20 protein-coding genes are annotated in these 23,485 nt (G+C 59.3%); 12 read left to right on the plus strand and 8 right to left on the minus strand.

What is annotated here, in order from left to right; genetic code table 11:
- Window positions 1-32: 32 nt before the first annotated feature.
- The 5 genes from VL130_RS12875 to VL130_RS12895 all read right to left on the minus strand — a co-directional run bounded on the left by VL130_RS12875 (window position 33) and on the right by VL130_RS12895 (window position 3,125).
- Window positions 33-1,418 (minus strand): OprO/OprP family phosphate-selective porin, encoded by a 1,386-nt coding sequence (locus VL130_RS12875; protein WP_325363325.1) that lies wholly within the window; start codon window positions 1,416-1,418, stop codon window positions 33-35.
- An 85-nt stretch (window positions 1,419-1,503) separates the two neighbouring features.
- Window positions 1,504-1,683 carry a YezD family protein gene (locus tag VL130_RS12880; protein WP_325363326.1) on the minus strand — a complete coding sequence of 60 codons (180 nt, stop codon included), beginning with the start codon at window positions 1,681-1,683 and terminating at the stop codon, window positions 1,504-1,506.
- Window positions 1,684-1,775: 92 nt separating this feature from the next.
- A complete protein-coding gene (locus tag VL130_RS12885; protein ID WP_325363327.1) occupies window positions 1,776-2,195 on the minus strand; it encodes an Rrf2 family transcriptional regulator in 420 nt (139 codons plus the stop codon).
- 151 nt (window positions 2,196-2,346) lie between these two features.
- The gene (locus tag VL130_RS12890; RefSeq protein ID WP_325363328.1) at window positions 2,347-2,856 is read right to left on the minus strand and encodes a type II toxin-antitoxin system VapC family toxin; all 510 of its coding nucleotides are present in this window, start codon (window positions 2,854-2,856) and stop codon (window positions 2,347-2,349) included.
- Window positions 2,857-2,858: 2 nt separating this feature from the next.
- Entirely contained in the window at window positions 2,859-3,125 is a 267-nt protein-coding gene (locus tag VL130_RS12895; protein WP_325363329.1) for a type II toxin-antitoxin system Phd/YefM family antitoxin, read from the minus strand.
- A gap of 253 nt (window positions 3,126-3,378) precedes the next feature.
- On the opposite strand from VL130_RS12895, the gene VL130_RS12900 reads away from it, so the two are divergent.
- The 5 genes from VL130_RS12900 to VL130_RS12920 all read left to right on the plus strand — a co-directional run bounded on the left by VL130_RS12900 (window position 3,379) and on the right by VL130_RS12920 (window position 9,581).
- The gene (locus VL130_RS12900; protein ID WP_325363330.1) at window positions 3,379-4,764 is read left to right on the plus strand and encodes a cation:proton antiporter; all 1,386 of its coding nucleotides are present in this window, start codon (window positions 3,379-3,381) and stop codon (window positions 4,762-4,764) included.
- Window positions 4,765-4,911: 147 nt separating this feature from the next.
- Entirely contained in the window at window positions 4,912-5,577 is a 666-nt protein-coding gene (locus VL130_RS12905; protein WP_325363331.1) for a hypothetical protein, read from the plus strand.
- A complete protein-coding gene (locus VL130_RS12910) occupies window positions 5,574-6,674 on the plus strand; it encodes a glycosyltransferase family 4 protein (RefSeq protein WP_325363332.1) in 1,101 nt (366 codons plus the stop codon). Before VL130_RS12905 ends, VL130_RS12910 begins: the two co-directional genes overlap by 4 nt.
- A complete protein-coding gene (locus tag VL130_RS12915; RefSeq protein ID WP_325363333.1) occupies window positions 6,671-7,552 on the plus strand; it encodes a pirin family protein in 882 nt (293 codons plus the stop codon). Before VL130_RS12910 ends, VL130_RS12915 begins: the two co-directional genes overlap by 4 nt.
- Before the next feature lie 82 nt (window positions 7,553-7,634).
- Entirely contained in the window at window positions 7,635-9,581 is a 1,947-nt protein-coding gene (locus VL130_RS12920) for a M61 family metallopeptidase (RefSeq protein ID WP_414636272.1), read from the plus strand.
- A gap of 34 nt (window positions 9,582-9,615) precedes the next feature.
- Here the strand turns inward: VL130_RS12920 and VL130_RS12925 are convergent, their stop codons facing one another.
- A complete protein-coding gene (locus VL130_RS12925) occupies window positions 9,616-10,590 on the minus strand; it encodes a calcium/sodium antiporter (protein ID WP_325363335.1) in 975 nt (324 codons plus the stop codon).
- A 96-nt stretch (window positions 10,591-10,686) separates the two neighbouring features.
- Here VL130_RS12925 and VL130_RS12930 point away from each other — a divergent pair, with 96 nt between their 5' ends.
- The 3 genes from VL130_RS12930 to VL130_RS12940 all read left to right on the plus strand — a co-directional run bounded on the left by VL130_RS12930 (window position 10,687) and on the right by VL130_RS12940 (window position 14,957).
- Window positions 10,687-11,433: a 16S rRNA (uracil(1498)-N(3))-methyltransferase gene (locus VL130_RS12930; protein ID WP_325363336.1), complete on the plus strand. Its 747-nt coding sequence runs from the start codon at window positions 10,687-10,689 to the stop codon at window positions 11,431-11,433.
- Between the two features lie 113 nt (window positions 11,434-11,546).
- Window positions 11,547-12,881 carry a glutamate--cysteine ligase gene (locus VL130_RS12935; RefSeq protein WP_325363418.1) on the plus strand — a complete coding sequence of 445 codons (1,335 nt, stop codon included), beginning with the start codon at window positions 11,547-11,549 and terminating at the stop codon, window positions 12,879-12,881.
- 192 nt (window positions 12,882-13,073) lie between these two features.
- Window positions 13,074-14,957 carry an oligopeptide:H+ symporter gene (locus VL130_RS12940; RefSeq protein WP_325363337.1) on the plus strand — a complete coding sequence of 628 codons (1,884 nt, stop codon included), beginning with the start codon at window positions 13,074-13,076 and terminating at the stop codon, window positions 14,955-14,957.
- Between the two features lie 129 nt (window positions 14,958-15,086).
- On the opposite strand, the gene VL130_RS12945 is transcribed toward VL130_RS12940, so the two are convergent.
- Together VL130_RS12945 and tldD are read right to left on the minus strand one after the other, a co-directional pair.
- Window positions 15,087-17,117 carry a hypothetical protein gene (locus VL130_RS12945; protein ID WP_325363338.1) on the minus strand — a complete coding sequence of 677 codons (2,031 nt, stop codon included), beginning with the start codon at window positions 17,115-17,117 and terminating at the stop codon, window positions 15,087-15,089.
- A 280-nt stretch (window positions 17,118-17,397) separates the two neighbouring features.
- On the minus strand, window positions 17,398-18,861 hold the full coding sequence (gene tldD / locus VL130_RS12950) for a metalloprotease TldD (protein ID WP_325363339.1): 1,464 nt from the start codon (window positions 18,859-18,861) through the stop codon (window positions 17,398-17,400).
- Between the two features lie 392 nt (window positions 18,862-19,253).
- On the opposite strand from tldD, the gene coxB reads away from it, so the two are divergent.
- The 4 genes from coxB to VL130_RS12970 all read left to right on the plus strand — a co-directional run bounded on the left by coxB (window position 19,254) and on the right by VL130_RS12970 (window position 23,485).
- Window positions 19,254-20,288: a cytochrome c oxidase subunit II gene (gene coxB / locus VL130_RS12955; RefSeq protein ID WP_414636273.1), complete on the plus strand. Its 1,035-nt coding sequence runs from the start codon at window positions 19,254-19,256 to the stop codon at window positions 20,286-20,288.
- A 24-nt stretch (window positions 20,289-20,312) separates the two neighbouring features.
- On the plus strand, window positions 20,313-22,025 hold the full coding sequence (ctaD, locus tag VL130_RS12960) for a cytochrome c oxidase subunit I (protein ID WP_325363340.1): 1,713 nt from the start codon (window positions 20,313-20,315) through the stop codon (window positions 22,023-22,025).
- Window positions 22,026-22,310: 285 nt separating this feature from the next.
- Window positions 22,311-23,237, plus strand: coding sequence for a heme o synthase (gene cyoE, locus VL130_RS12965; RefSeq protein WP_325363420.1), 927 nt, complete (start codon window positions 22,311-22,313; stop codon window positions 23,235-23,237).
- Window positions 23,234-23,485, plus strand: a complete 252-nt coding sequence (locus tag VL130_RS12970; protein WP_325363341.1) for a hypothetical protein — start codon at window positions 23,234-23,236, stop codon at window positions 23,483-23,485. Before cyoE ends, VL130_RS12970 begins: the two co-directional genes overlap by 4 nt.

Here is a 23,485-nt window from a genome sequence, read left to right on the forward strand (position 1 = left end):
GTCAGCCTGCCTCGAATTTAATAAAAAAGCGATCAGTAGCGGAACTGGATGCGGCCGGAGGCGAACGCTTCCTTGCGGCGGTCAGCGCCAGCAGCGGCGCCGCCGTCGAACTCGGTCGAGTCGTAGTCGGCAACCAGCTTCAGGTTTTCGCTCCAGTACCAGCCAAGGCCGAGGCCGGTTGAGGTGGCTTTCTGGGCAGCGGAGGCCGCCGAGGCGAAGCCGCTGGTGAAGGCGTTCTTGTCGATTTCGGTGTAACCGTAGCGGGCGGTCAGTTCGAAAGCGCCCAAGGTGCCGTTCTTCGGATTGAAAGGTTTGGCCGGCTTGACGCCGCCCTTGTAGCTGACGCTCTCGCCGGTCAGCACCCACGAGGCCGAGACGTCGAGCGCCTTGTTCTCGAGTTCCGCCGCGGCGGTGGCCGAGGCGACGTTCTGCTTGACGGTTACGTAATCGGCCAGGATGCCGATGTTATTCAGATAGAACCAGGCCTGCGGGTTGGAACGGGTTTCCTTGCCATTCGAATAGACGCCGGCGCCATATTTAAAGAAGGTCTGCTGGCCGGGCGTCTTGTAGCTGCCGAGCTGGGTATCCGTGGCATTGCCGAGGTGCTTGCCATCAGAACCGGCATAGCCGATGCCGAAGCCCTGCAGGAAGACGACGCTGGAATTGAGGAAGGGCTGGGCGAAGACGCGATAGACAACATCCTTTTGGTTGTCGAGGTCGTTGTTCAGGTTGACGCCATCGGTGGCGCCGTTGAATAGGCCGACCTGGTATTCGACGACGCTGTCAAACAGGGTGCCGAAGACCTGATAGCCGACATCGCGGTTAGGCACGAGGTTGGTCGAGTGGCCGCGCTCGGTCCAGATGACATCGGCGTCGGATTGCAGGCGTTCGAGGCCGAGCGGCGACTTGAACTTGCCGCCGCGGAACTGCACGGCGTCGGAGACCTTGTATTCGATATAGGCGTCAACGATGGACGCGGCGGCCGATGAGGAACCGCCCAGTTCCGGGGTGAAACGGAAAGAGGCATTGCCGGCCTTGCCGGAGAAGGTCGGACGGATCAGACGGCCGACAACTTCGTCACGCAGCGTGCCGCCGTCGTTGCTGAAGCTATGGACGTCAACATTGACCTGGGCATTGATGCCGAAGGCATACTTGCCGTCGGCCGAGGTGAAGGACAGGCCCTTCTTGTCGAGCGTGGCGACCGGTGTTTTAGCGGCCGTGGCAGTGGTGATTTCCTGATCCAGTTCGCGCTGGCGCTTCAGGGTGTCGAGTTCCTGTTCGAGGCGGGCGATGCGCTCTTCATAGGTGAGGGCGGTGTCGCCGGTGGCGGCTGGTGCGGCGTCCTGGGCGAAGGCTGGTGTAAAGGTGAGGGCCGCGGCAATGGCGCCGAGGCTGACGGTCAGGTGAGAGATTCGCATTGGATGACTCCGTGTGGGGTGCATCACTTCCGGTGGTCCGGTCAGCGAGATTTATGTTTTTAATTGGGAGGTTAAGCGGGTGACTTCAGGAAAGGCTTTCGTTGAGCGCCTTCCCCTTAGCGTCAAAACGCAGTTTTTCGCTGCGTTCGATCTGCACGACCCGTGAGTCGTGGATCACGATTTCCAGCGAGCCGAAGCGGATTTGCTGGAGGCTGGCGAGTATCTGGCGCTCAATCTCTGTGAGATTGGACGCGTTAAATGGCACGTTTGATTCTGGGCGCAGGGATGCGCTGGACGGTACACTCATGGTGGTCCTCGTCAGAAAAAAGAATTTATGGAAGGGCTTAAGAGGGTGTCTTAGAGCGAAGGATTAGCGACTAGATCCTGCAAACATCGTTTGTCGAGCACGCCGGACATGGCGTTTCGGACGTCGAGCATCAGGTGTCGCAACTGGCAGGCGGCCTCATCACGACAGTCCTCGCATTTTTGGTAGGCGGTCAGGCTGGCGCAGCGTATAGGCGCCAGCGGGCCGTCGATAATGCGGATAATGTCCCCCAAAAAGATCTCACTGGCCTTCTTGGCCAGGAAGTAACCCCCGAAGATGCCACGCTTTGAATCGACGATGCCGTTCTGGCGCAGTTCCTGAAGTATGTTGTCGAGGAACTTCTGCGGAATATCCGCTGCCTCGGCGATCTGTTTGCTGGGCAACATGGGTTTGTCCATTTGTGCCATGTGAATAAGCGCCTTTAGTGCGTATTTGGCTTTCATGGATAGCATGCGTTGCCTCTCCTGTAGCGCCGTTTAAATCTACACTTAATGAGTATGATTTAAATAAAAGCGCGTCAATGGTATTTAAAGCGTATTATTCTAATGTAGATTGATTAGCCGGGCTAAACTCAAAAGGCCAGATGAAATTACAGGCATCCGCCTAGAAGCGCAGGAACAGGTTCTTTAGCCATAGCGGGCCGCTGCGCGCGACCTGCTGCCAGTCGGCGTCGTCGCCTGTCTCTTCTTCGGGTGTGTAACCCCAGGGATTGAACAGCTTGACGCGGGTTGTCTTGAAGGCGGCCACGTTGCGCGTGACCAGCACCAGGCCGTGAAGCTGCGCGGTGGCGACGACCAGGGCGTCACGTTCGCTTTTCGATTCGGCATGGCTCAGCGCGGCGCGCTTCTTTACCACACCGGCATCGACGGGCAGGATGCGGCCGTCGAAGGCCTTCATCACCTGATCGTCGAGCCAGGATCGCAAGGGGGCGGCCTGAACACGGTCCTTGCGCTCGGCTTTCGCCACGCTGTTCTCCAGTTCGAGCAGGCTGATCGCCGACATATAGAGATTTTGCCGCGCCACGCCGGACGCCCAGCGAACGACGCCGGCATCGCAGCGGCCGGTCTTGGCCTTGCGCAGTTCGCTGATAACGGGGGTGTCGAGGAGATACATGATCAGTTCTCGTCTTCCAGAGTCTCGGTGCGGTCCCAGGTAAGGCCATTATCAGTCTGAGCAGGTTCTGCCCCTGTGTCGCTCATTTCCGGCATCGCCAACAGGTCGATGATGCTCTCGGTCTGGCCGCTGATCTGACGGAAGGCCTCAAAGCTCATGAGGACATGCGACGGCCGGCCGCGATCAGTTATAAAGACCGGTTCCTGCCGCGCCAGGCGCTTGGCCTTGCCGACATCCTGATTGAAATCGCGGCTGCTGATCGTTGTCATGCGGCTTCCCCGTAACGGCTTTACAGCACATTAGGATAAGCCGGCAGATGCGGCAACATGAATCCACATTGCTACAGGTGGCTTGATTAATATGTAGTTACATTGCTACAGTGTGGCGAATGGGTGACACGAAATTTTTCAATGAATTAAAAGGCTTGTGAGTTTCAATTTCTGTTTGACGGAGGAAGAATATCTGCGAACCCTAGCGATGGGCGGCACAAGCACCGCTGCAAAATTATTCCAGGGAAACCCAATGATCCTCGATCTTCTGTCCACGGACATTTGGCAAAGCGTCGTCCACGAAGTGACAAACATCCTGTCGCCGCATGGCGCGGCCGGCGCTGATGGCGCTACCCGTGCCTACGCGCCCAGCGACTTTTCCATCCACTTCTTCCTGCAACTGGCCGTCATCATCGTAACCTGCCGGATCGTTGGCTGGCTTGGCCAAAAGGTGGGGCAGCCCCAGGTCGTGGGCGAGATGATTGCCGGCGTTATTCTGGGGCCATCGCTGCTCGGCCTGTTTTTCCCCGAAATCCAGGGCGCTATCTTCCCCAAGGAAATGAAGAACGTGCTCTATACCGGCGCGCAGTTCGGCGTTGGTCTCTACATGTTCATGGTCGGCACCGGCTTCCGCGCCGATCACTTCAAGAGCAAGGGTAAGAGCGCCATGTTCGTGTCGCTGGCGGGGATCACCGCGCCGGCGCTGCTGGCCATCCTGATCACGCCGTGGCTGATGACGGTGCCCGGTCTGTTCGCTGAGGGTATATCACGGGGCAACGCCACCCTGTTCATGGCGGCTTGTATCGCCCTGACAGCCTTCCCGATGCTCGCCCGTATCATCCATGAACGCGGCCTGAGCAACTCGGCCCTCGGCACGCTCACCCTGACGGCGGGCGCTTTCGACGACGCGGTGTCGTGGTGCGTGCTCGCCATCGTGCTGGCCACGTTCGGGGCCGGCGCCGGTGTCGCGGTTCTGGCCATTGCCGGTGGTCTTGCCTTCACCGTCTTCATGATCTTCGTCGGCCGCAAACTGCTGGCGCCGCTTGGCCGCTTGGTCGAGGAAAAAGGAGAAATGTCCTACACGGTCCTGGCTGTCGTCATGATCTGTTTCTTCCTCTCGGCATTTATCATGGACGCCGTAGGCATCCACGCCATCTTCGGCGGCTTCATCCTGGGCACCGCCATGCCGCGCGGCAAACTGGTCGAAGAACTGAAGAAGAAGGTAGAGCCGTTCGCCGTCATCGTGCTCCTGCCGATGTTCTTCACCTATTCGGGCCTCAATACCCGCATGGATATGGTCAGTTCGGCCTCCATGCTGATGGTGGCCGGCGTGGTTCTCGTCGCCTCGGTGCTCGCCAAGTTCGGCGCCTGTTGGGGGGCGGCGCGCCTGAGTGGTGAAGACAACCGCACGGCGCTCGGCATCGGCGCCCTGATGAACTCACGCGGGCTGATGGAACTGATCATCATCAACATCGGTTTGCAGAAGGGCATTATCGGCCTGCCGCTGTTTGCCATGCTGGTCATGATGGCGATCATCACCACGGTCATGGCGTCACCGATCTTTGAATGGGTCTACGGGAGGAAGGCGCGCGAAAGCGGTGAACTCGGCGCGGTCGGCCTGGACAAGGCGACCAGCTAAAAATCCCCTTTTGAGTGCTCGTCCTTGACCTCAGGCCCACTGAAGTCCCTGTTCCAGACCCGGAACAGGGACTTTTTTGGTTAACGCCGTTCTTGCCTCACAAGGCGAGGCGTGACTATAGTCCCGGCGGTTTTTTGGGGGCAGGTGATGCAGAAGGCGTTCACGACAGTTTTGTTGGCGGTGGGGGTGTGCCTTCTGGCGGGGCCGGCCTTAAGCGGCGTCACCCTGATGCCCGAAACACCGGCGGCGATCGAATATGACCCGAAGACCGGCTTCCCTGATCACAACGGCGATTTCTCCGCCATGGTGATCGTCATCCCGCAACAGCAACTGGCCGAATTCGACAAGACGGACGGTGGTGCCCGCCAGATCAGCCGGGTCAATCGCGCCGAGCCGGGTGCGCAACTGGCGATTAAACTGGTCTTCACCGGCCTCAGCGCCGACAGCAACGGCAATGGCGAGGCGACCTACGACCTGAAGGTATTGACGCCCGACGGTCAGGTCTATGCCGCCAGCGATTACCGTCATCTGGCGGCGGTACGCGGGCCGGTGGGTGATGGCCGCCGTGTTTTCGACAATCGCACCAAGGTGGTGCTGATGTCGTTCGATCCGCAGGACAAGCCGGGCGTCTATACCATCAAGGCGGTGGCGCGCGATGAAGTGTCCGAACGCGAAGTGCCGCTGGTGACGACGATTGAACTGCTGCCGGCGACCGCAGCGAAAGTCGAAACGCCGCCGGTCGCGGTAGTCCCGCCTGCGTCTGCGCCGGTGAAGGCCAAAAAGACGCACCGGAAAAAGAGGGCGCGGCGATGATCCTGTTTGTCGCCCAGACCTTCCTGCCCGAAGCCGGGGCTGCCCCGGCCCTGATGACCGGGCTGGTCCATGCCCTGACCCTGCGCGGATATCCCGCCGAAGTCTATTGCCGCGAAAGCCATCTGGCGGCGGTGAAGGCGTTCGACGCCTCGCGCCGCTATGCTGTTCATCGTTTTGGCGGTCCCAAATTCTGGCGTCGCCTGCGAATGACCGGCGCTATACGTCAGCGGATCGCGCAGGGTGGGGTGACGACTCTTGTCACCGATAGCTGGAAAAGCCTCGAAAGCCTGCCGCCGAAAGCCTTGAAAAATGTGCGCGTCGTCTGTCTGGCGCATGGCAACGAATATACCGGCATGGCGGCGCATAAAGGGCGGGTCAGGTCGGTGCTGGCCAGGGCCAATGTGGTCGTGGCCAATTCAAACTTCACCGCCGGTCTTGTGCGTCCGTTTGCCGGACAGGGGCCGGTGGAAGTGGTTTTACCCGGCGTAACACCCCCGCAGGGTGCGCTTCCAGGGCAGACAGCGAGGGCGCCGGAAGACAGGCTGCTCTGTATCGCCCGGCTGGAGCCGCGCAAGGGGATCGACCAGGTGATTGGCGCCCTGGCGGCGTTGAAACCGCAATATCCCCGATTGACGCTGGATATCGTTGGGCACGGCGAGGACGGGGCGCGTTTGGCCGAACTTGCCACGGCGCTCGGCGTCTCCGGGCGGGTGAATTTTCACAGCTACGTCTCGGATACGGCGCGGGCGGAGCTATTCCGGCAGGCGCGGGCATTTGTGCTGCCGAACCGGGCCGATAGTTCGGGCGTCGATGGGTTCACGCCCGCCTTTCTCGAAGCCGCCGCCTTTGGTGTGCCGGGTGTGGCGGGGCAGGCCGGCGGGGCTCCTGATGCCGTATTGGCGGACAAAACCGGCCTGATTGTCAATGGCGAGGACATTGACAGCTTGACCGATGCCCTGCGACGTCTGCTAAATGACGAGGCCTTGCGCCGCCGTCTGGGTGAAGCCGCGCAGAAACGGTTCTGGGCGGAGTTCGCCTGGAGCCTGGCGGTAACCCGGTATGAGTTCATCCTCGGCCTGACAGGAGACAAAACATGAGCGATACCCTTCCCAATGCCGTCAGCCTGATCATTCCGGCGCGCGAAAAAGACCTTGGCGGTTTCCAGGTGCGGCGCGTGCTGCCCTTCGCCAAACACCGCATGGTCGGGCCGTGGATTTTCTTCGATCATATGGGACCGGCCGATTTCGCGCCGGGCATCGGCATAAATGTCCGGCCGCATCCGCATATCAACCTGGCGACGGTCACCTACCTGTTCAGCGGGGCGATCCTCCACCGCGATTCCCTGGGGACGCGCTCGGTCATCGTGCCGGGCGATATCAACCTGATGGTGGCGGGGAAGGGTATCACCCATTCCGAACGCGAGGAAGAAGCGGTGCAGGCCAAAACGCGCCACCTCGACGGCTTGCAACTGTGGCTGGCCCTGCCGGAAGCCGATGAGGAAATCGACCCGGCCTTTTTCCACTATGATGCTGATGAAATCCCCGGCCTTAATGAGGATGGCGTATCGATCCGCGTGATGATGGGCGAGGCGTTCGGGCTGGTATCGCCGGTGAAAACCTATGCCAAGACCTTCTATGCCGAGTTCCGGCTGGCGGCGGGCAAGGCGATCGATGCGCCGATGACCGCCGAGGACCGCGCCGTCTATGCCTGCGCCGGCGCGCTGGAGATCGACGGTCAGCGGCTGGAACAATATGAAATGGCCATCCTGACCACGGGCGCCGAGGCGAAGATCACGGCGCTGGATGAGGCGCATTTCGTCATCATCGGTGGTGAACCGCTGACAGAGCGTCATATCTACTGGAATTTCGTGTCGTCTCGGCCGGAGCGCATCGAGCAGGCCAAGGCCGACTGGCAGGCGCAGGCCTTCCCGAAAGTGCCAGGCGACGAGTTGGAATTCATTCCGCTGCCGGAATAAAATTGCGGCGATGTCTTTACAAGTGAAACAACTTAGGTTTGGTTGATCGCCCTCCGGGGTGCTCCAGTATAAGTGGCGTTTTATGAAAAAATACGGTTTGAGTTTGGTCAGCGCCATTGCGCTGGCGTCCGCGGTTTTGGTTCCTGCCGCGTTTTCCCAAGAAATGGCGCCCGCCGCGGCGCCGGTCGCGCCGCCGCAAAACATCGCCTATCCCGGCACGCTCAAGGTCACGGTGGATGCCACCGACCTCGAGCACCGCATCTTCCAGGTTACAGAATCGATCCCGGTGACGGGCGAGGGCGATCTGGTGCTGATGTTGCCGAAATGGCTGCCGGGACACCATTCGCCCGGCACGGAAATCAGCCGCATCGCCGATATCGAATTCACCGCCAATGGTGAACGCCTGCACTGGCTGCGCGATTCGCTCGATATGAACGCCTTCCATCTGGTGGTGCCGAAGGGCGCGACAACGGTTGAAGCGGCGTTCAAGTATCTGGCGCCGGTGACCGCGGCGGCGGGACGCATCACCATGACGGCCGACATGATCGACCTGCAATGGAACTTCGCGTCTCTGTATCCGGCCGGCTACTACGCCAACAAGATTCCGGTTCAGGCGACGCTGAAAAAGCCGGCGGGCTGGGGCTATGCCACCGGTCTTGAAACCGAGAGCAAGACGGAAGACACGGTCGTCTTCAAGACCACCGATTACGACACCCTGATCGACTCGCCGGTCTTTTCCGGCCGCTATTTCAAGACCTGGGACATCACGCCTAAAGGCAGCGATGCGCCGGTGCGGCTAAACGTCATGGCGGACAACGCGGATAATCTCGAAGCGCCGGATGATGTCATTACCATCCACAAGACCCTGATTGAACAAGCCTATAAGCTTTATGGCGCACATCATTATAATCATTACGATTTTCTGGTGGCGGCCTCCGATACGATCGGCGGCATCGGCCTGGAACATCATCGGTCGTCGGAAAACAGCGTTGACGAAAAGTACCTGACCGACTGGAAGACCGCCTATGTCGGCCGCGACCTGTTGGCCCATGAATATACCCATTCGTGGAACGGCAAGTTCCGCCGTGGCGCCGACCTGTGGACGCCGAACTTCCAGGTGCCGATGCGCGACAGCCTGATGTGGGTCTATGAAGGCCAGACGCAATATTGGGGCAATGTGCTGGCCACCCGTTCGGGCCTTTATACGAAGGACCAGCAAATGGGCGCGCTGGCCATGACGGTGGCGAGCTACGACAACATTCCGGGCCGCAAATGGCGTCCGCTGATTGACACCACCAATGACCCGATTATTTCGTCGCGCCGGCCGCAAAACTGGACGTCGATGCAGCGTTCCGAGGACTATTACAGCGAAGGTCAATTGATCTGGCTCGACGCCGATACCCTGATCCGCGAAAAGACTGGGGGCAAGAAGTCGCTCGATGATTTCGCCAGGGCCTTCTTCGGCATCAAGAATGGTGACTGGGGCGAGACGACCTACACCTTCGACGATGTGGTCAAGACCCTGAATGGCATCTATCCCTATGACTGGGATGCTTTCCTGAAAGCGCGCGTCTATGATTTCGGCGCCGATGGCAAGGGCACGGCGCCGCTCGACGGCATTACGCGTGGCGGCTACAAACTGGTCTATGAGGAAAAGCCAACCGATTATTTCAAGTCGCTGGAATCCTTGCGCAAATATTCGAACCTCAACTATTCGATCGGTTTCGCGGTGGCGGGCAAGGACAATACCATTATGTCCGAACTGTGGGATGGACCGTCTTTCAAGGCAGGCCTGACGCCGGGCATGACCCTGATCGCCGTCAATGGCAAGGCGTTCGATATCGACCTTCTGAAAACGGCGATTACCAAGGCCAAGACCAGCCAGGAGCCGATCGAGCTGATCGTCAAGAGCGACGATAACATCAAGACGGTGAAGATCGATTACCACGGCGGCCTGCGTTATCCGGTCCTGCAACGGATAGACGGCAAGCCGGCTTTGCTGGATGATATCCTCGCCGAGAAGAAGTAAGGAGAAATGGCGGGCAGCAATGTCCGCCATTTTTTTACGACAGCCGCAGAACATCCAGCAGTGCCGGTCCCTTGACCAGCCACAGGGTATAGCCGGCATAGACCAGCAGGAACAGCAGGCCGGTCAGCCGGCCTATCGGCTTGCCGCGCAGAATGAGCAGGGTCAGGCCAACCGCTGCGGCGATCATCAGCGGCAGGTCCACCTGAAGAAAGCGTGGGGCGATTGTCAGGGGATGCAGGGCGGCGGTGATCCCCAGTATACCGAGGATATTGAAAATATTGCTGCCGAGCACATTACCGAGCGCTACCTCGTTCTGACGGCGGATTGAACTGAGGATGGTCACGGTCAGTTCCGGCAGAGAGGTGCCGACGGCTATCAGGGTCAGGCCGATGACGGCGTCGGAAATCCCGAAATCGCGGGCGATAGCGGTGGCGCCCCGCACCAGGCAATCGGCGCCGATGATGAGGGCGGCCAGGCCGGCGATGATCCAGATGATGGCCACCCAGGGCGACAGGCTGGATTTCGGCAAGGCGGCATCAGCGGTCTTGGGGCCTTCGAGCAGATAGATCAGCAGCAAATAGGCCAGGAGCGCCCCGGCCATGATCAGGCCCGCCTGTTGTGAAATTGCGCCTGACCACGCCAGCCAGACCAGGCCGCCACTGACGGCCAGCATGACCAGAACCTCGCGGCGGATATTGCGGGCGGAGGTGGCGATAGGATTCAGGAGTGCGCCGAAACCGAGAATAAGCAGAATATTGGCGATATTTGAGCCGACGACATTACCGATGGCGACATCGGGTACGCCTTGCTGCACGGATTGAAGGGACACCAGGAGTTCGGGCATGGAGGTGCCGAACCCGATAATGGTCAGGCCGATGATCAGCTTGGGTATCTTCAGGCTTTCGGCCACGGCGACGGCGCCGCGTATAAGCGCTTCGCCGCCGAGAAACAGCCCCATCAGGCCCCCAATGACCAATATATGGTTGATATGACTATTGATGAAGTCCATCCCGCCCTCCGTAACCTCACCTGTTTACCATGTCCGGAAGACCGGGATAAGCAAAACCGGACTTGAGCCGGACAATTTCGCGGCCTAGAACAAGGCATGATCCGACTCTACATTTCCGAACCGACGCCTGCATTCAGTGCGGGGCTGATCTTGCCGCTCAATACGGACCAGGGCCGTTACCTGACTTCAGTCATGCGTAAGGGGGCGGGCGATGTCGTGTCCATATTCAACGGCCGCGATGGCGAATGGACGGCTGAGATCAGCGAAGCCGGCAAGCGGCTCGTTACGCTCAAACTGATCGAACAAACACGGACGCAGCCGACAGGGCAGGGGCCGGTCCTGGCCGTGGCGCTGATCAAGCGAGGGCCGCTCGAATATATTATAGAAAAGGCGACCGAACTGGGGGCATCACGGATTCAACTGTTGACGACCCGGCGCACGCAATCGGATCACGTCAAGCTGGAGCGCCTCAAAATTATCGCTCAGGAAGCCGCTGAACAGACCGAGCGGCTGGATGTGCCGGAGATTGTGGCACCGATTAAGCTTGAGGCTTTTCTGGCGGCGCCGGGTGTCGAGGTGATCGTTTTCGGCGATGAGGACAGTACGCATGAGGGCGATGCGCGCCAAACGCAGCCTTTGCTGGAGGTTCTGTCAACATTGACGAACAGGCGCGCCGCGATCCTGATCGGTCCGGAAGGCGGTTTCGATGATCACGAACGCCAGACCCTGCGCGGCATGGAAAACGTCTATCCGGTCAATCTCGGTCCGCGCATCCTGCGTGCGGATACCGCAGCCATTTCAGCCTTGACCCTCTATCAGGCGGCGCTTGGCGACTGGAAGTAATTTTAACTGTAGCCTTGTCAGTGGCGAAAGCGCGGCCCATATAGGCCACTCTTGCAGACATTGAGAGGGCAGGGCGCGTGGCTAATACTTCCGAGGCGGAACCTGTCCGCACAATGGCCGATCTGGTCAGCTATTTCGAATCCGGCAACAAGCCGCGCAGCGCGTGGCGCATCGGCGCCGAGCATGAGAAATTCGCCTTCCATCTTGATACCCTGCGCCGCCCGACCTATGAAGGGCCTGATGGCATTGAGGCCATGCTGATCGGGCTGGAGCGCTTCGGCTGGAAGCCTTACCTCGAAAACGGCAAGATCATCGCCCTGCTGAAGGATGGCGCTTCGGTGACGCTGGAGCCGGGCGGGCAGTTCGAGCTTTCCGGCGCGCCGCTCGAAACCATCCACGACATCTGCGACGAGACCGGCAAGCACCTGGAAGAGGTCAAGGCGGTCGCGTCCGAACTCGGTCTTGGCTTTGTCGGCGTTGGCTTCTCGCCCTTGTGGACGCGTGAGGAAACGCCGGTCATGCCCAAGGGGCGTTACAAGATCATGCGGTCTTACATGCCGAAGAAGGGCAAGCTCGGCCTCGATATGATGTTGCGTACCTGCACGGTGCAGGCCAATCTCGATTACGAATCCGAAGCCGATATGGTGCTGAAATTCCGCACCTCGCTGGCCTTGCAGCCGATCGCCACGGCGTTGTTCGCCAATTCGCCGTTTGTCGAAGGCAAGGTTAGCGGCTTCCTGTCGGCGCGCGCCAATGTGTGGACGGATACCGATCCCGACCGCACGGGTATGCTGGGCTTTGTCTTTGAAGACGGGTTCGGTTTCGAGCGCTACGCGAAATACGCGCTTGATGTGCCGATGTATTTCGTCGGCGGCAAGCGTTTGAATCGCGAGGATTATATCGATGTCTCCGGCCAGGACTTCAAGGCCTTCCTTAAGGGGGAACTGCCGGGATTGCCGGGGGTATTGCCGACCATGGACGATTGGGCCGATCACCTGACGACCCTGTTCCCCGAAGTGCGCCTTAAAAAATATCTCGAAATGCGCGGCGCCGACGCCGGACCGTGGGGCCGCCTGTGCGCTTTGCCGGCGTTATGGGGCGGTTTGCTCTATGATCAGCCGGCGCTGGAAGCGGCCTGGGAACTGGTCAAGGGCTGGAGCAATGACGATCACAATACCCTGCGCGGCATGGCGGCCAGAACCGGCCTCAAGGGCGAGATCGCCGGCCGTCCGGTCAAGGACTGGGCGATGGACGTGCTTGAAATCGCCAAAATGGGCCTGAAAAACCGCAACAGACTGTCCGGCGGTCTGGTCGACGAAACAGGTTATCTGGGTGAACTGTTCGAGATCGCCGAGTCGGGCCTGACCCCGGCCGATCGTCTGCTGGAAAAGTACAACGGCGTTTGGCAGGGCGATATCCGCAAGCTCTACGAAGAAGAAGCTTATTAAGACTGGATCGACATTCCGCGCCAGTACCGCCCCACGAGTGGGGCGGCACAAGGGAGCGAAAATCGTATACTGTTCGCATGTGCAGCGACTCTTATCCTTGCCAAGGGCTTAATTTGCTGGTCTTGTCGTAAAAAAGGCAACGATCTCGCAATTGGGGGGATCTGCGCCAAGCCCCTTTGCGAGTCATAACACATGATCAATATCGTCATTGTCGCCGGGATTGTGGTCACAATCCTGACGGCCATCCCCGTTCTTTTGCAGATGCGCAACCACCCGAAAGGGCTGTTCGTCTGCTTCTTCGCCGAGATGTGGGAACGCTTTTCCTATTACGGCATGCGCGCCCTGCTGATCTATTATCTGGTCCGCCACTTTCTCTTCACAGACGACCATGCCAACGAGCAATATGGTTCCTACACCACGCTCATCTATCTGCTGCCACTGCTGGGTGGCCTGATCGCTGACCGCTGGCTGGGCACGCGCAAGGCCATCGTTTTTGGCGCCATCCTGCTGGTGCTCGGTCACTTTGGCATGGCGTTCGAAGGCAAGGCGAATGTCGATACCATCGCCTATCAGGGCCATACCTACGAGTTCGTCGTTGAAGGCAAGGGGCAGGACCGCGACGTCAAGCTCCAGGTCGGCGACCATCGCTATGACTGGCAAGGCAGCGCGGGCGGCGGTTATGTGATCGAAGGCCTGCCGGCGGATGCGCCGATTCCGGCTGTTCTGCCGGCTGGCTCGTTCACCAAGGGGATGAAGGTCTCCACGCCGTGGGCCGAAAGCGCCTTCTATCTGTCCATTTCGCTGATCATTATGGGCGTCGGTTTCATGAAGCCGAATATCTCCTCGATCGTCGGCCAGCTTTATCCGGATAAAGATCCGCGCCGCGACGCCGGTTTTCAGTTCTATTATTACGGTATCAATCTCGGTTCTTTCTGGGCGGCGGCTTTGTGCGGCTATCTTGGTGAGAATGTCGGCTGGTGGGCAGGCTTCGGCCTGGCCGGGATAGGCATGCTGGCGGGCTTGATCATGTTCATACTTGGCAAAAAATGGCTGGAAGGCAAGGGCGAGCCGCCGAAGCCGGAAGTGCTCAAGGAAAAAGTCGTCGGCGTTTCCAAGGAAAATCTGATCTATTTGTTCGGCCTGCTATGCGTGCCGGTGATCTATTTCCTCGTCCAGAAGAACCAGATTGTCGGTACGGCCCTGATCGGCGGCTCGCTGCTGATCGTCGGCTATGTCTTCTTCCAGATGTTTACCAAATACGATGTGCAGGAACGCTTCCGGCTGGGACTGGCGATGATTCTGTCGTTCGCCTCGGCGATCTTCTTCGCCCTGTTCGAGCAGGCGGGGTCATCGCTGTCACTGTTCGCCGAGCGCAATACCGATCTGAACATCATGAAGGCGCCGATGGTGATCGGCAAGTTCGTGCTGGCCTCGCAGGATCAACTGGCGGCCATGACGGTGCCGGCTGGCTCGATCTGGATCGACATGGGCATGACGGCCTCGCAGACCCAGACCTTTAACGCCGGCTTTATCCTGATTTTCGCACCGGTTTTCGCCGCCATCTTCACCTTCCTCGGTAATCGCCAGATGGACCCCGATCCGGTCAAGAAGTTCGCTTTCGGCCTGCTGAACGTTGGTTTGGGCTTCCTGGTGCTGGTATGGGCCGCGCCTCTTGCCGACGCCAATTTCCGCTTGCCGGTGTTCTTCCTGCTGCTGACCTACCTCTTTCATACGATCGGCGAACTGAGCCTGTCGCCGGTGGGGCTGTCGCAACAGACCAAGCTGTCGCCGCCGACCATCGTGGCCACTATGATGGCCATCTGGTTCCTGGGGGCGTCGAATGGCCAGTATATCGCCGCCTTTATCTCCAAGTTCGCCTCGACAGAAACGGTCGGCGGCAAGGTTCTGGATAACAAATCGGCGCTGATATCGTCGCTCGATACCTTCCAGTTTATCGGCTGGCTGGGCATCGGTATCGCTATCGCCTTCTTCCTGTTGAGTTTCGTGCTGAAGAAGTGGTCGTATGGCGCTAATGACACGGCGCCGGTCGATCCGGGCACGACAGAAGTGATCTGACTTATGGGGTTTGGGGCCTGTGGCCCCAAGTCTTCTCTCCTTCCAAAGAAAAACCCGGCCTCAAAGGGGCCGGGTTTTTCTTTGGAATAAGCCAAGGTTTGTGGGGGCACAGACCCCACGCGGCATAAGTCAGAAGTCCTTCTTCAGCCGCAGTTCCAGGATCGGCGGGATTTTGGTGATGGTATGCTGGGTATAGGCGATCGGCGACAGGCCGCGCAGGCCTTCAAAGACCGTGCGGTCCTGGGTAAAGCGCAGGTTGAGCGGGTTCTTTAGCATGGCCTTGAAGGTCAGCTTGCCCGGCGTCTTGTACTGAAACCAGACCTGCGTCCACGGATCGAAATGCGCATCCGTCAGCTCATTGGCCAGATAGTTGCGATCCTTGCCGGAACTTTCAAGATCGATACCCCAGCTTGTGCCGGATTTCGGGAATTCCTGGCTGAAACTGGCGGAATAGATGTGCGGCTCCATGCCGGAAACACGACGGTCCTGGCCGGTGATCGGGTCTTTCACCCGGGACTGACGATAGAGCCAATCAAGGCTGAGCGTGCCATGCGGGATATGGAAGCGATCAAGCGGCGTATCGAGCTTGAGGTGTACGAAATCCCATTGTGAGGCGCCGATATTACCGCTGGCCGTATAGATGTCGCCGTTATCGACCACGGCGATAAAGTCGGCGGTATCGTCGTAATCATAATGCTCCAGCGCCAAACTGATCGCGCCCTTGCCCCAGAAGGACTGCTCCAGGATGATTGTATTCAGCCAATCCTTCTGCGGCACCAGATCGCTGTTGCCGAGCGTCACGTGGCTGGTTTGTAGCTGGACGGACGAGGCAAAGCCGTTGAAACTGAGCTGATCGACCTGGCGGATGGTTTTCCAACTCAGCTTTGTCTTGTCAGAGAACGCATAGACCGCCTGGAAGCGCGGCTTGTAATAGGTGAAGGAATCCGACCGGTTGGCCGCCGGCACGGAAATGGTCGAGACCTCGACCTTTAGTTCGCCTTCGAAGCTTAGTTTGGTGGTCGCTTTCCAATTGACCGAGACGAAGGATTCCGTGCGGTCTTCCTGCACACGCACATGATCGGTCGGCACATTGGGGCTGGTGGCGTTCATGACGAATGATGAGTCGCGGTCCATGCTGTTGAACACGCTTTCCGTGCCGATGGCGAGGGTCAGGCCATCGCGCTTTTCCCAACTCAGGCGGCCATTGAGGATGCGCTCATCGGTCAGGCTGAGGGCGCGGTAATCAGCCGTGCCGTCGGCGTCGGTATAGATGTCGATATCATGGATGCGCTCATGACGGGCCAGCACATTGAGGTTCAGGGCAAGGCCGTGGCCAAGCTTGCGCTCGTACTGGCTGCCCAGTTCGCTGGGCATGTCCTTTTCGATGAAGCTCTCATAGCCCATGTCGCCGTCTTCATTATAGGCGGTCGTCTGGCGGTAGATCGACGGGTTATAGGTGCCGTTGAAGGTGATCTTGCCGCCCCACAGCGGGCGGGAATGCGAGGCCTGGGATTCGACGCCTTGGCCGCCTGCATGCTGGAAGATGTTGAGGATATGGTCGCCGACGTTGTCCGAGGTTACGCGCCGGGCGTTTTGCGCGCCATTGTCGAAGAAGTTGAAAATATCCGCTGTAATATCCGTGCTTTTTCCGTTGCGGTTATCATTATAGGTGAAGAGCAGGACGCCGGAATTGGTGTTGCCGTCGATATTGCGATAGATGCCTAGCACCGAAAAGTTCGGCTTGGCGTCGGTCTTGCGCACCACATTGACGATCTGGCGATGGCCGTGCATGTCGATGCCCGGTGCGCCGCCCGTAATCAGTTCGAGATGATCGACCTGGGCGGCGTTGATGTTGGACAGGGTGTTGCCGAGATCGGATTTGGTCGTCGGGCGCTGACCGTCGATCAGCACATTTCCGGCCGTGCCGGAAAAGCCGCGGGCGCTATCGCCGCCGTTGAAGACGAAACCGGGCACATGCAGCACCATGTCGAAGGCGGTCGAGACCTGATATTCGGTGAAATAGACGGGCTGGTAGGTCTGGACAGGTCCGGCGGCGCTGATCGCGGCTGCGGGGGGCGGTGCGTCCTGCGCCAATGCGGCGGTGCCGGCGGTGAGCGCCAGCAGGATGGCGGCAAGAGCGGTGGTGGTGTGCAGGCGCATGAAATGTGTTCTTCCCCGGTGGGACGCCGTATTGGCGCGGCGTCCGCTGGGGCATGGGATACCTGCGGGCAGGCCAGTGACAAGTTAAATGGCCGTAACAATTTCAAACGAAACGAGTTGGGTGTGCGAGGCTAAATTGCTTTTAAGTTAAATAAGTTCAGTGTGTTGAATCCTAAATAAACGATATTTTACGTATGAATTTGCGGCCGCATTGTGACAGAGATTTAATGTAAAACCCTGCATCCGAAGACGATAGATCACCTTCGGATGCTTTCAGGTTCTAGCTTGTACCGCCGACTGTCAGGCCACGAATGCGCAGGCTCGGCTGGCCGATTCCGACTGGCAGGCTCTGGCCGGCCTTGCCGCAGGTGCCGACACCGGGATCGAACTTGAAGTCGTCGCCAATCATATCGACCTGGCGCATGGCCGCCGGACCGTCACCGATCAGTGTGGCGCCTTTCACGGGCGAGGTCACCTTGCCGTCCTCGATGAGATAGGCCTCGGTGCACTGGAAGACGAACTTGCCATTGGTGATATCGACCTGGCCACCGCCGAAATTGACGGCGTAGAGACCCTTTTTTGTATTGGCGATCATATCATCCAGCTTGTCCTGGCCGGGCCGCATGAAGGTGTTGGTCATGCGGGGCAGGGGCTGGTGAGCGTAGGACTGGCGGCGGCCATTGCCGGTCGCTTTCGTGCCCATCTGGCGGGCGGAGAGGCGGTCGTGCATGTAGCCGACCAGGGTGCCGTCCTCGATCAGCGTGGTGCAGGCGGTCGCCGTGCCCTCATCGTCAATATTGAGCGAACCGCGCGCATCGGGCACCGTGCCGTCATCGACGATGGTGACGCCGTGCGCCGCCACCTGCTTGCCCATCTTGCCGGAGAAGGCCGAGGTGCCCTTGCGGTTGAAGTCGCCTTCCAGGCCGTGGCCTACCGCTTCATGCAGCAGGACGCCTGGCCAGCCTGGCCCCAATACGATATCCATCTCACCGGCCGGAGCGGCCACGGCGTCAATATTGACGAGCGCCTGACGGATGGCCTCATCAACCTGCGCCTGCCACTTTTCCGGCGCGGTGATGTCGAACCACGAGATGCGTCCGCCGCCGCCGGAAGAGGCGGTTTCGCGGCGGCCATTGCGCTCGACGGAAACGCTGACGTTCAGGCGGACGAGGGGGCGGTAATCATGATAAAGTTCGCCATCTGAGCGCAGGATGGTGATGGCGCGCTTGTCGCAGGCCAGAGAGGCCGACACCTGCACGACGCCGGAATGGGCCTGGCGGGCATAGGCGTCCATAGCCTGGAGGAGGGCGATCTTGTCGGCGAAGGCCATTTCGCCCAGCGGATCGTGGGCTTTATAATAGGACTGGTTGGAGCGGACCGGATTGGCGGTGGACATAGTAATATCGATGGTCTTGCCGGTCTTGGCCAATACGGCGGCTTCGGCGGCGCGATTGACAGCATCGAGCGACAGTTCGGCGCTGTTGGCGAAACCGATGGTCTCGCCGGCGACGACGCGGAAGCCGAAGCCCTGGTCGGCGCCATAGGCCGAGGCTTTCAGGCGGCCGTCATCGAACATCAGCGATTCGGATTCGCGTTTTTCGATGAAGATTTCACCGTCGTCAGCCCCTTTTAGCGCCTGTTCCAGCACATTATGCGCGCCAGCGAGGTCGAAATCGCCCCAATCTTGTCCCGAAGGATTGGCTTGCCCGAAAGCAGCGGGGGAAGTGTCGAGGGAATCGGCCATGGAAAATCGTCTCTGAGTAAGCACTATACTGTCTATTTAGGCACGACCGGCGACCTTGGCTATGGGGTAAGTCATCAAATCGAAAATGAGTCTGCGAATGACTGTCAGAAAAGCGACGAAAGATGCGACAAAAGACCGCACTGACTGAACGGTTATGGTACTTTCGGGCCTAAAAAAGGCAAATCCCTTTTTTGACCCTTTGCATTTCGCCGTGAAGGCATTATGGAACCCAGTTGGATAGGCCGGATACAGGTCTGAAAGTGCGCCAGATTCGCCGGTGAAGATTCGTTAGTGAATACGGTCGCCGCGAATATGGTCGCGTTATAAGTTTCAGGGATAGGCAGCTACGAATGCTTTTCGCATCGGCAGCCGTGAAAATGAGGGTTTTGCGAATGGGCAATAAAGGGCTTTTCGGCAAAGGGCTTTCCGGAAGGGGGCTGTTCAGGGCCGCCTCCGGTGCGGTCGCCACGCTGGCTTTGTCAGCCGCCATATCAGCCACCCTGTCGGTTTCGGCCTTCGCCGAGGACACGATGGGCCTGCCGACGGACAAGGCAATGGGCTGGCAACCGGCCGGTTCGGCGCTGAAGCGTCAGGCGGAATGGTTCTACGACGACCTCCTGTTGCCGATTATTGTCGCCATCTGCGTGCTCGTGGCCGGTCTGATCATCTGGATCATGATCCGTTACAACAAGAAGACCAATCCGGTTCCGGCCAAGTTCTCGCACAATACCTTAATCGAGATCGTCTGGACGGTCGTGCCCGTGCTGATTCTTGTCGTCATCGCCGTTTTCTCGCTCGGCCTGCTGCGCGATTTTAACGACATGCCGAAGCCTGATGTCGTCGTAAAGGCCACCGGCAACCAGTGGTTCTGGAGTTACGACTATCCCGAACTGGGGGTCACAGATATCGAATCGCGCCTGCGCGAAGACGCCAAGGACATCAAGACCGCCCACGCCGCCGGCATCCCGTACCTGCTGGAAGTCGATAATGTGCTGGTCGTTCCGGTCAACAAGGTCGTCCACGTCCAGGTCACCGGCGCCGATGTCATTCACTCCTTCACGATTCCGGCCTTTGGTTTCAAGATCGACGCCGTTCCCGGCCGCCTGAACAACACCTGGTTCAAGGCCGAGAAGATCGGCACCTATTACGGCCAGTGCTCGGAACTGTGCGGCAAGGATCACGCCTACATGCCGATCGAGGTCAAGGTGGTTAGCAACGCCGACTTCGATGCCTTCATCGTCAAGAACGGCGGCAAGACCCGCGCCATGATCGCTTCGGATGCCGCCGCATCAGCGGCGGCCGCCGAACAGGCCGCTGAGACCGCCAGCGCTTCCGCCGCCGTGACAGACGCTGCTTCCGCTGCCGCCACATCCGCCACAACCTCCGCTTCTGCGGCACCGGTTTCCGGTGCGGCCGCCGCGCACTAAGTTCAGTTCAGAGAGATATCCATCATGTCTTCAACTGCCGTCACTCATGAACGCGATACCCACGCGGATAGCCATGCGCACGACGCTCACGAACACAAGCCGGGCTTCTTCGCCCGTTGGGTGTTCACGACCAACCACAAGGACATCGGCACCCTCTATCTGATCTTCGCCATTCTGTTTGGCCTGGTCGGCGGCGCCTTTTCGGGCCTGATCCGCTGGGAACTGGCCGAGCCGGGCCTCCAGGTCTTCATGAAGGGATCGATGCTCGACTCGATGGGGCTGTTCAACCTGTCGAACCCCGACCATGCCAAGCACGCCTTTAATTCGGTCGTCACGGCCCACGCCGTCATCATGATCTTCTTCATGGTCATGCCGGCCACTATGGGCGGTTTCGCCAACTGGTTCGTACCGATCATGATCGGTTCGCCCGACATGGCTTTCCCACGCCTGAACAACATCTCGTTCTGGCTGCTGGTGGCGGCGGCGGTGTTGCTCGTCACCTCGATCTTCACGCCTTCGGGGCCGGGGGGAGAACACGGTTTCGCCGGTGGCTGGACCATGTATCCACCCATGTCGACGCACACGGGGTCGCCCGGACCGGCTATGGATCTGGTTATCCTGGCGCTCCATATCGCTGGCGCCTCGTCGATCCTGGGGTCGATCAACTTCATCACCACCATCTTCAACATGCGCGCGCCCGGCATGACCCTGCACCGTATGCCGCTGTTCGCCTGGGCGATCCTGGTCACCGCCTTCATGCTGCTGCTGTCCCTGCCTGTTCTGGCCGGCGCTATCACCATGCTGCTGACCGACCGCAACTTCGGCACATCGTTCTTTGACCCGACCGGCGGCGGCGACCCGATCATGTTCCAGCATCTGTTCTGGTTCTTCGGTCACCCGGAAGTCTACATCCTCATCCTGCCGGGCTTCGGCATCGTGTCGCACATCGTTTCGACCTTCTCGCGCAAGCCCGTTTTTGGCTACCTGGCCATGGCCTACGCCATGATGGCTATCGGCTTCGTCGGCTTCATCGTGTGGGCGCACCACATGTTCACGGTCGGCATGTCATTTGACCTGCGCGCCTATTTCACCCTGGCTACGATGGTTATCGCCGTGCCTACCGGCGTGAAGGTGTTCTCGTGGATCGCCACCATGTGGGGCGGTTCGGTGTGGTTCACCGTGCCGATGCAGTGGGCGATCGGTTTCATCTTCCTGTTCACGGTCGGCGGCGTCACAGGCGTCGTTCTGTCCAACGCCGCGGTCGATTACAGCCTGCAAGACACCTATTACGTTGTCGCCCACTTCCACTATGTGCTGTCGCTTGGCGCCGTCTTCTCGATCTTCGCCGGTTTCTACTACTGGTTCGAGAAGATGTTCGGCGTGAAGTATAACAAGTGGCTCGGCGGCGCGCACTTCTGGATCATGTTCGTCGGCGTCAACCTGGTGTTCTTCCCGCAGCACTTCCTCGGCCTGCAAGGGATGCCGCGCCGGTATGTCGACTATCCGGAAGGCTTCGCCTACTGGAACATGGTCTCCTCGATCGGTTACGCCATCACCGCCGTCGGTGTTGTGGTCTTCCTGATCATGTGCCTGGAAGCCGCCATCGTCCGCCGCAAGGGCGAGGCCAATCCGTGGGGCGAGGGCGCTACGACCCTGGAATGGACCCTGTCGTCGCCGCCGCCGTATCACCAGTTCTCCGAACTTCCCGTCATCAAAGAGGACGACGAGCACCACTAGCCCAACTGTAATGGGCTGCAAATAGCCGTCTTTCTGCGATACGATGCTCACGTACTTGAGTAAGCTCCGCTTCGTTTCTCGAAAGCCAGCCATTTTCGCCACACCACAGCGGGCCAGGTCTAGTTGCTAAAAAATCGGGGGGTGAGGTCCGAGAGGTCTTCACCCCCTTTGTTCTTAGAGGTCAGTTTGAGTTCCGAACCGAAAACCAAGGCGAAAAAATCGCAACCGGCTTTGACCCGTGAGGACGTCGAGGCGAACCTGCGCGCGGCCTATGCGTCGAAAGCCATGCGCGGATCGCCGCGTGACTATTTCGACCTGCTCAAGCCACGCGTCATGTCGTTGGTCGTTTTCACCGGTTTCACAGGTTTGATCATCGCCAATGGCCACATGAACCCCTTGTTGGCGGCGGTCGCGGTTTTCTGCATCGCCATCGGGGCAGGGGCCGCCGGCGCGCTCAACATGGCCATCGAAGGCGATACCGACGCCCTGATGCGCCGCACCCGGATGCGCCCTGTCGCTGCCGGTCGGATCACCAAAAATGACGCCTATGCCTTTGGCGGCGTGCTGGCCTTCCTGTCAGTGGCCCTGATGTGGCTGGCTTTTCCGGATGGCCTGGCCGCTGGCCTGCTGGCCCTGACCATTGTCTATTATGTTGTCTTCTACACCCTGATCCTCAAGCGCCGGACGCCGCAGAATATTGTTATCGGCGGCGCGGCCGGGGCCTTTCCGCCCGTCATCGGCTGGGCGGCAGCCACTGGTCATGCGCCGGTCGAGGCCTGGATATTGTTCGCCATCATCTTCCTGTGGACGCCGCCGCATAGCTGGGCGCTGGCGCTCTATACCACCGAAGACTACGCCAATGCCGGTATCCCGATGATGCCGGTCGCCAGGGGCGCCAAATCGACGCGTCTTCAGATCCTGCTCTATTCACTGGTGATGGCGCCGGTCGCCTGTTTGCCGATCGCCTTCAAAATGGGCGGCTTGGTTTATGCCGCTGTTTCCGTGCTTGGCGGCGCCTTTTTCATCTATCTGGCGGTGCGCGTCTTTTTGTCGCGTGCCGGCGACCACCCCGAAGGTGGTGAGGAAAGCCTCTATGATGTTAAGAAGGAATCTCTGGCCGCGCGTAACCTCTTTGCCTTTTCCATTCTTTATCTGACGGCGCTGTTCGCCACGCTCCTGGTCGAACACGTCATTACGGGATTGATGTCATGACCGCCGGCCCTGAAAACACATCGCCTGAAAAATTGCCTGAAAGCACGTTAGCGGAAGGCAAGGCCGCTTACGTCAAGGCGCAGAAAAAACGCAACCTGTTCATCGGCCTGGCGCTCGGCGCCTTCGTCATTCTGGTCTTCTTCATTGCGATGATACGCATGTCGCAGGGGATCAAGGCCGATGCGATGAGAGCGGCGGAAGCGCGGGCTTCCCAGTCCGCCTCTGCAGCAAACCCAGTGAGCCGTTAG

It is taken from the genome of Asticcacaulis sp. (genome assembly GCF_035497195.1).
Classification (GTDB): Bacteria; Pseudomonadota; Alphaproteobacteria; order Caulobacterales; family Caulobacteraceae; genus Asticcacaulis.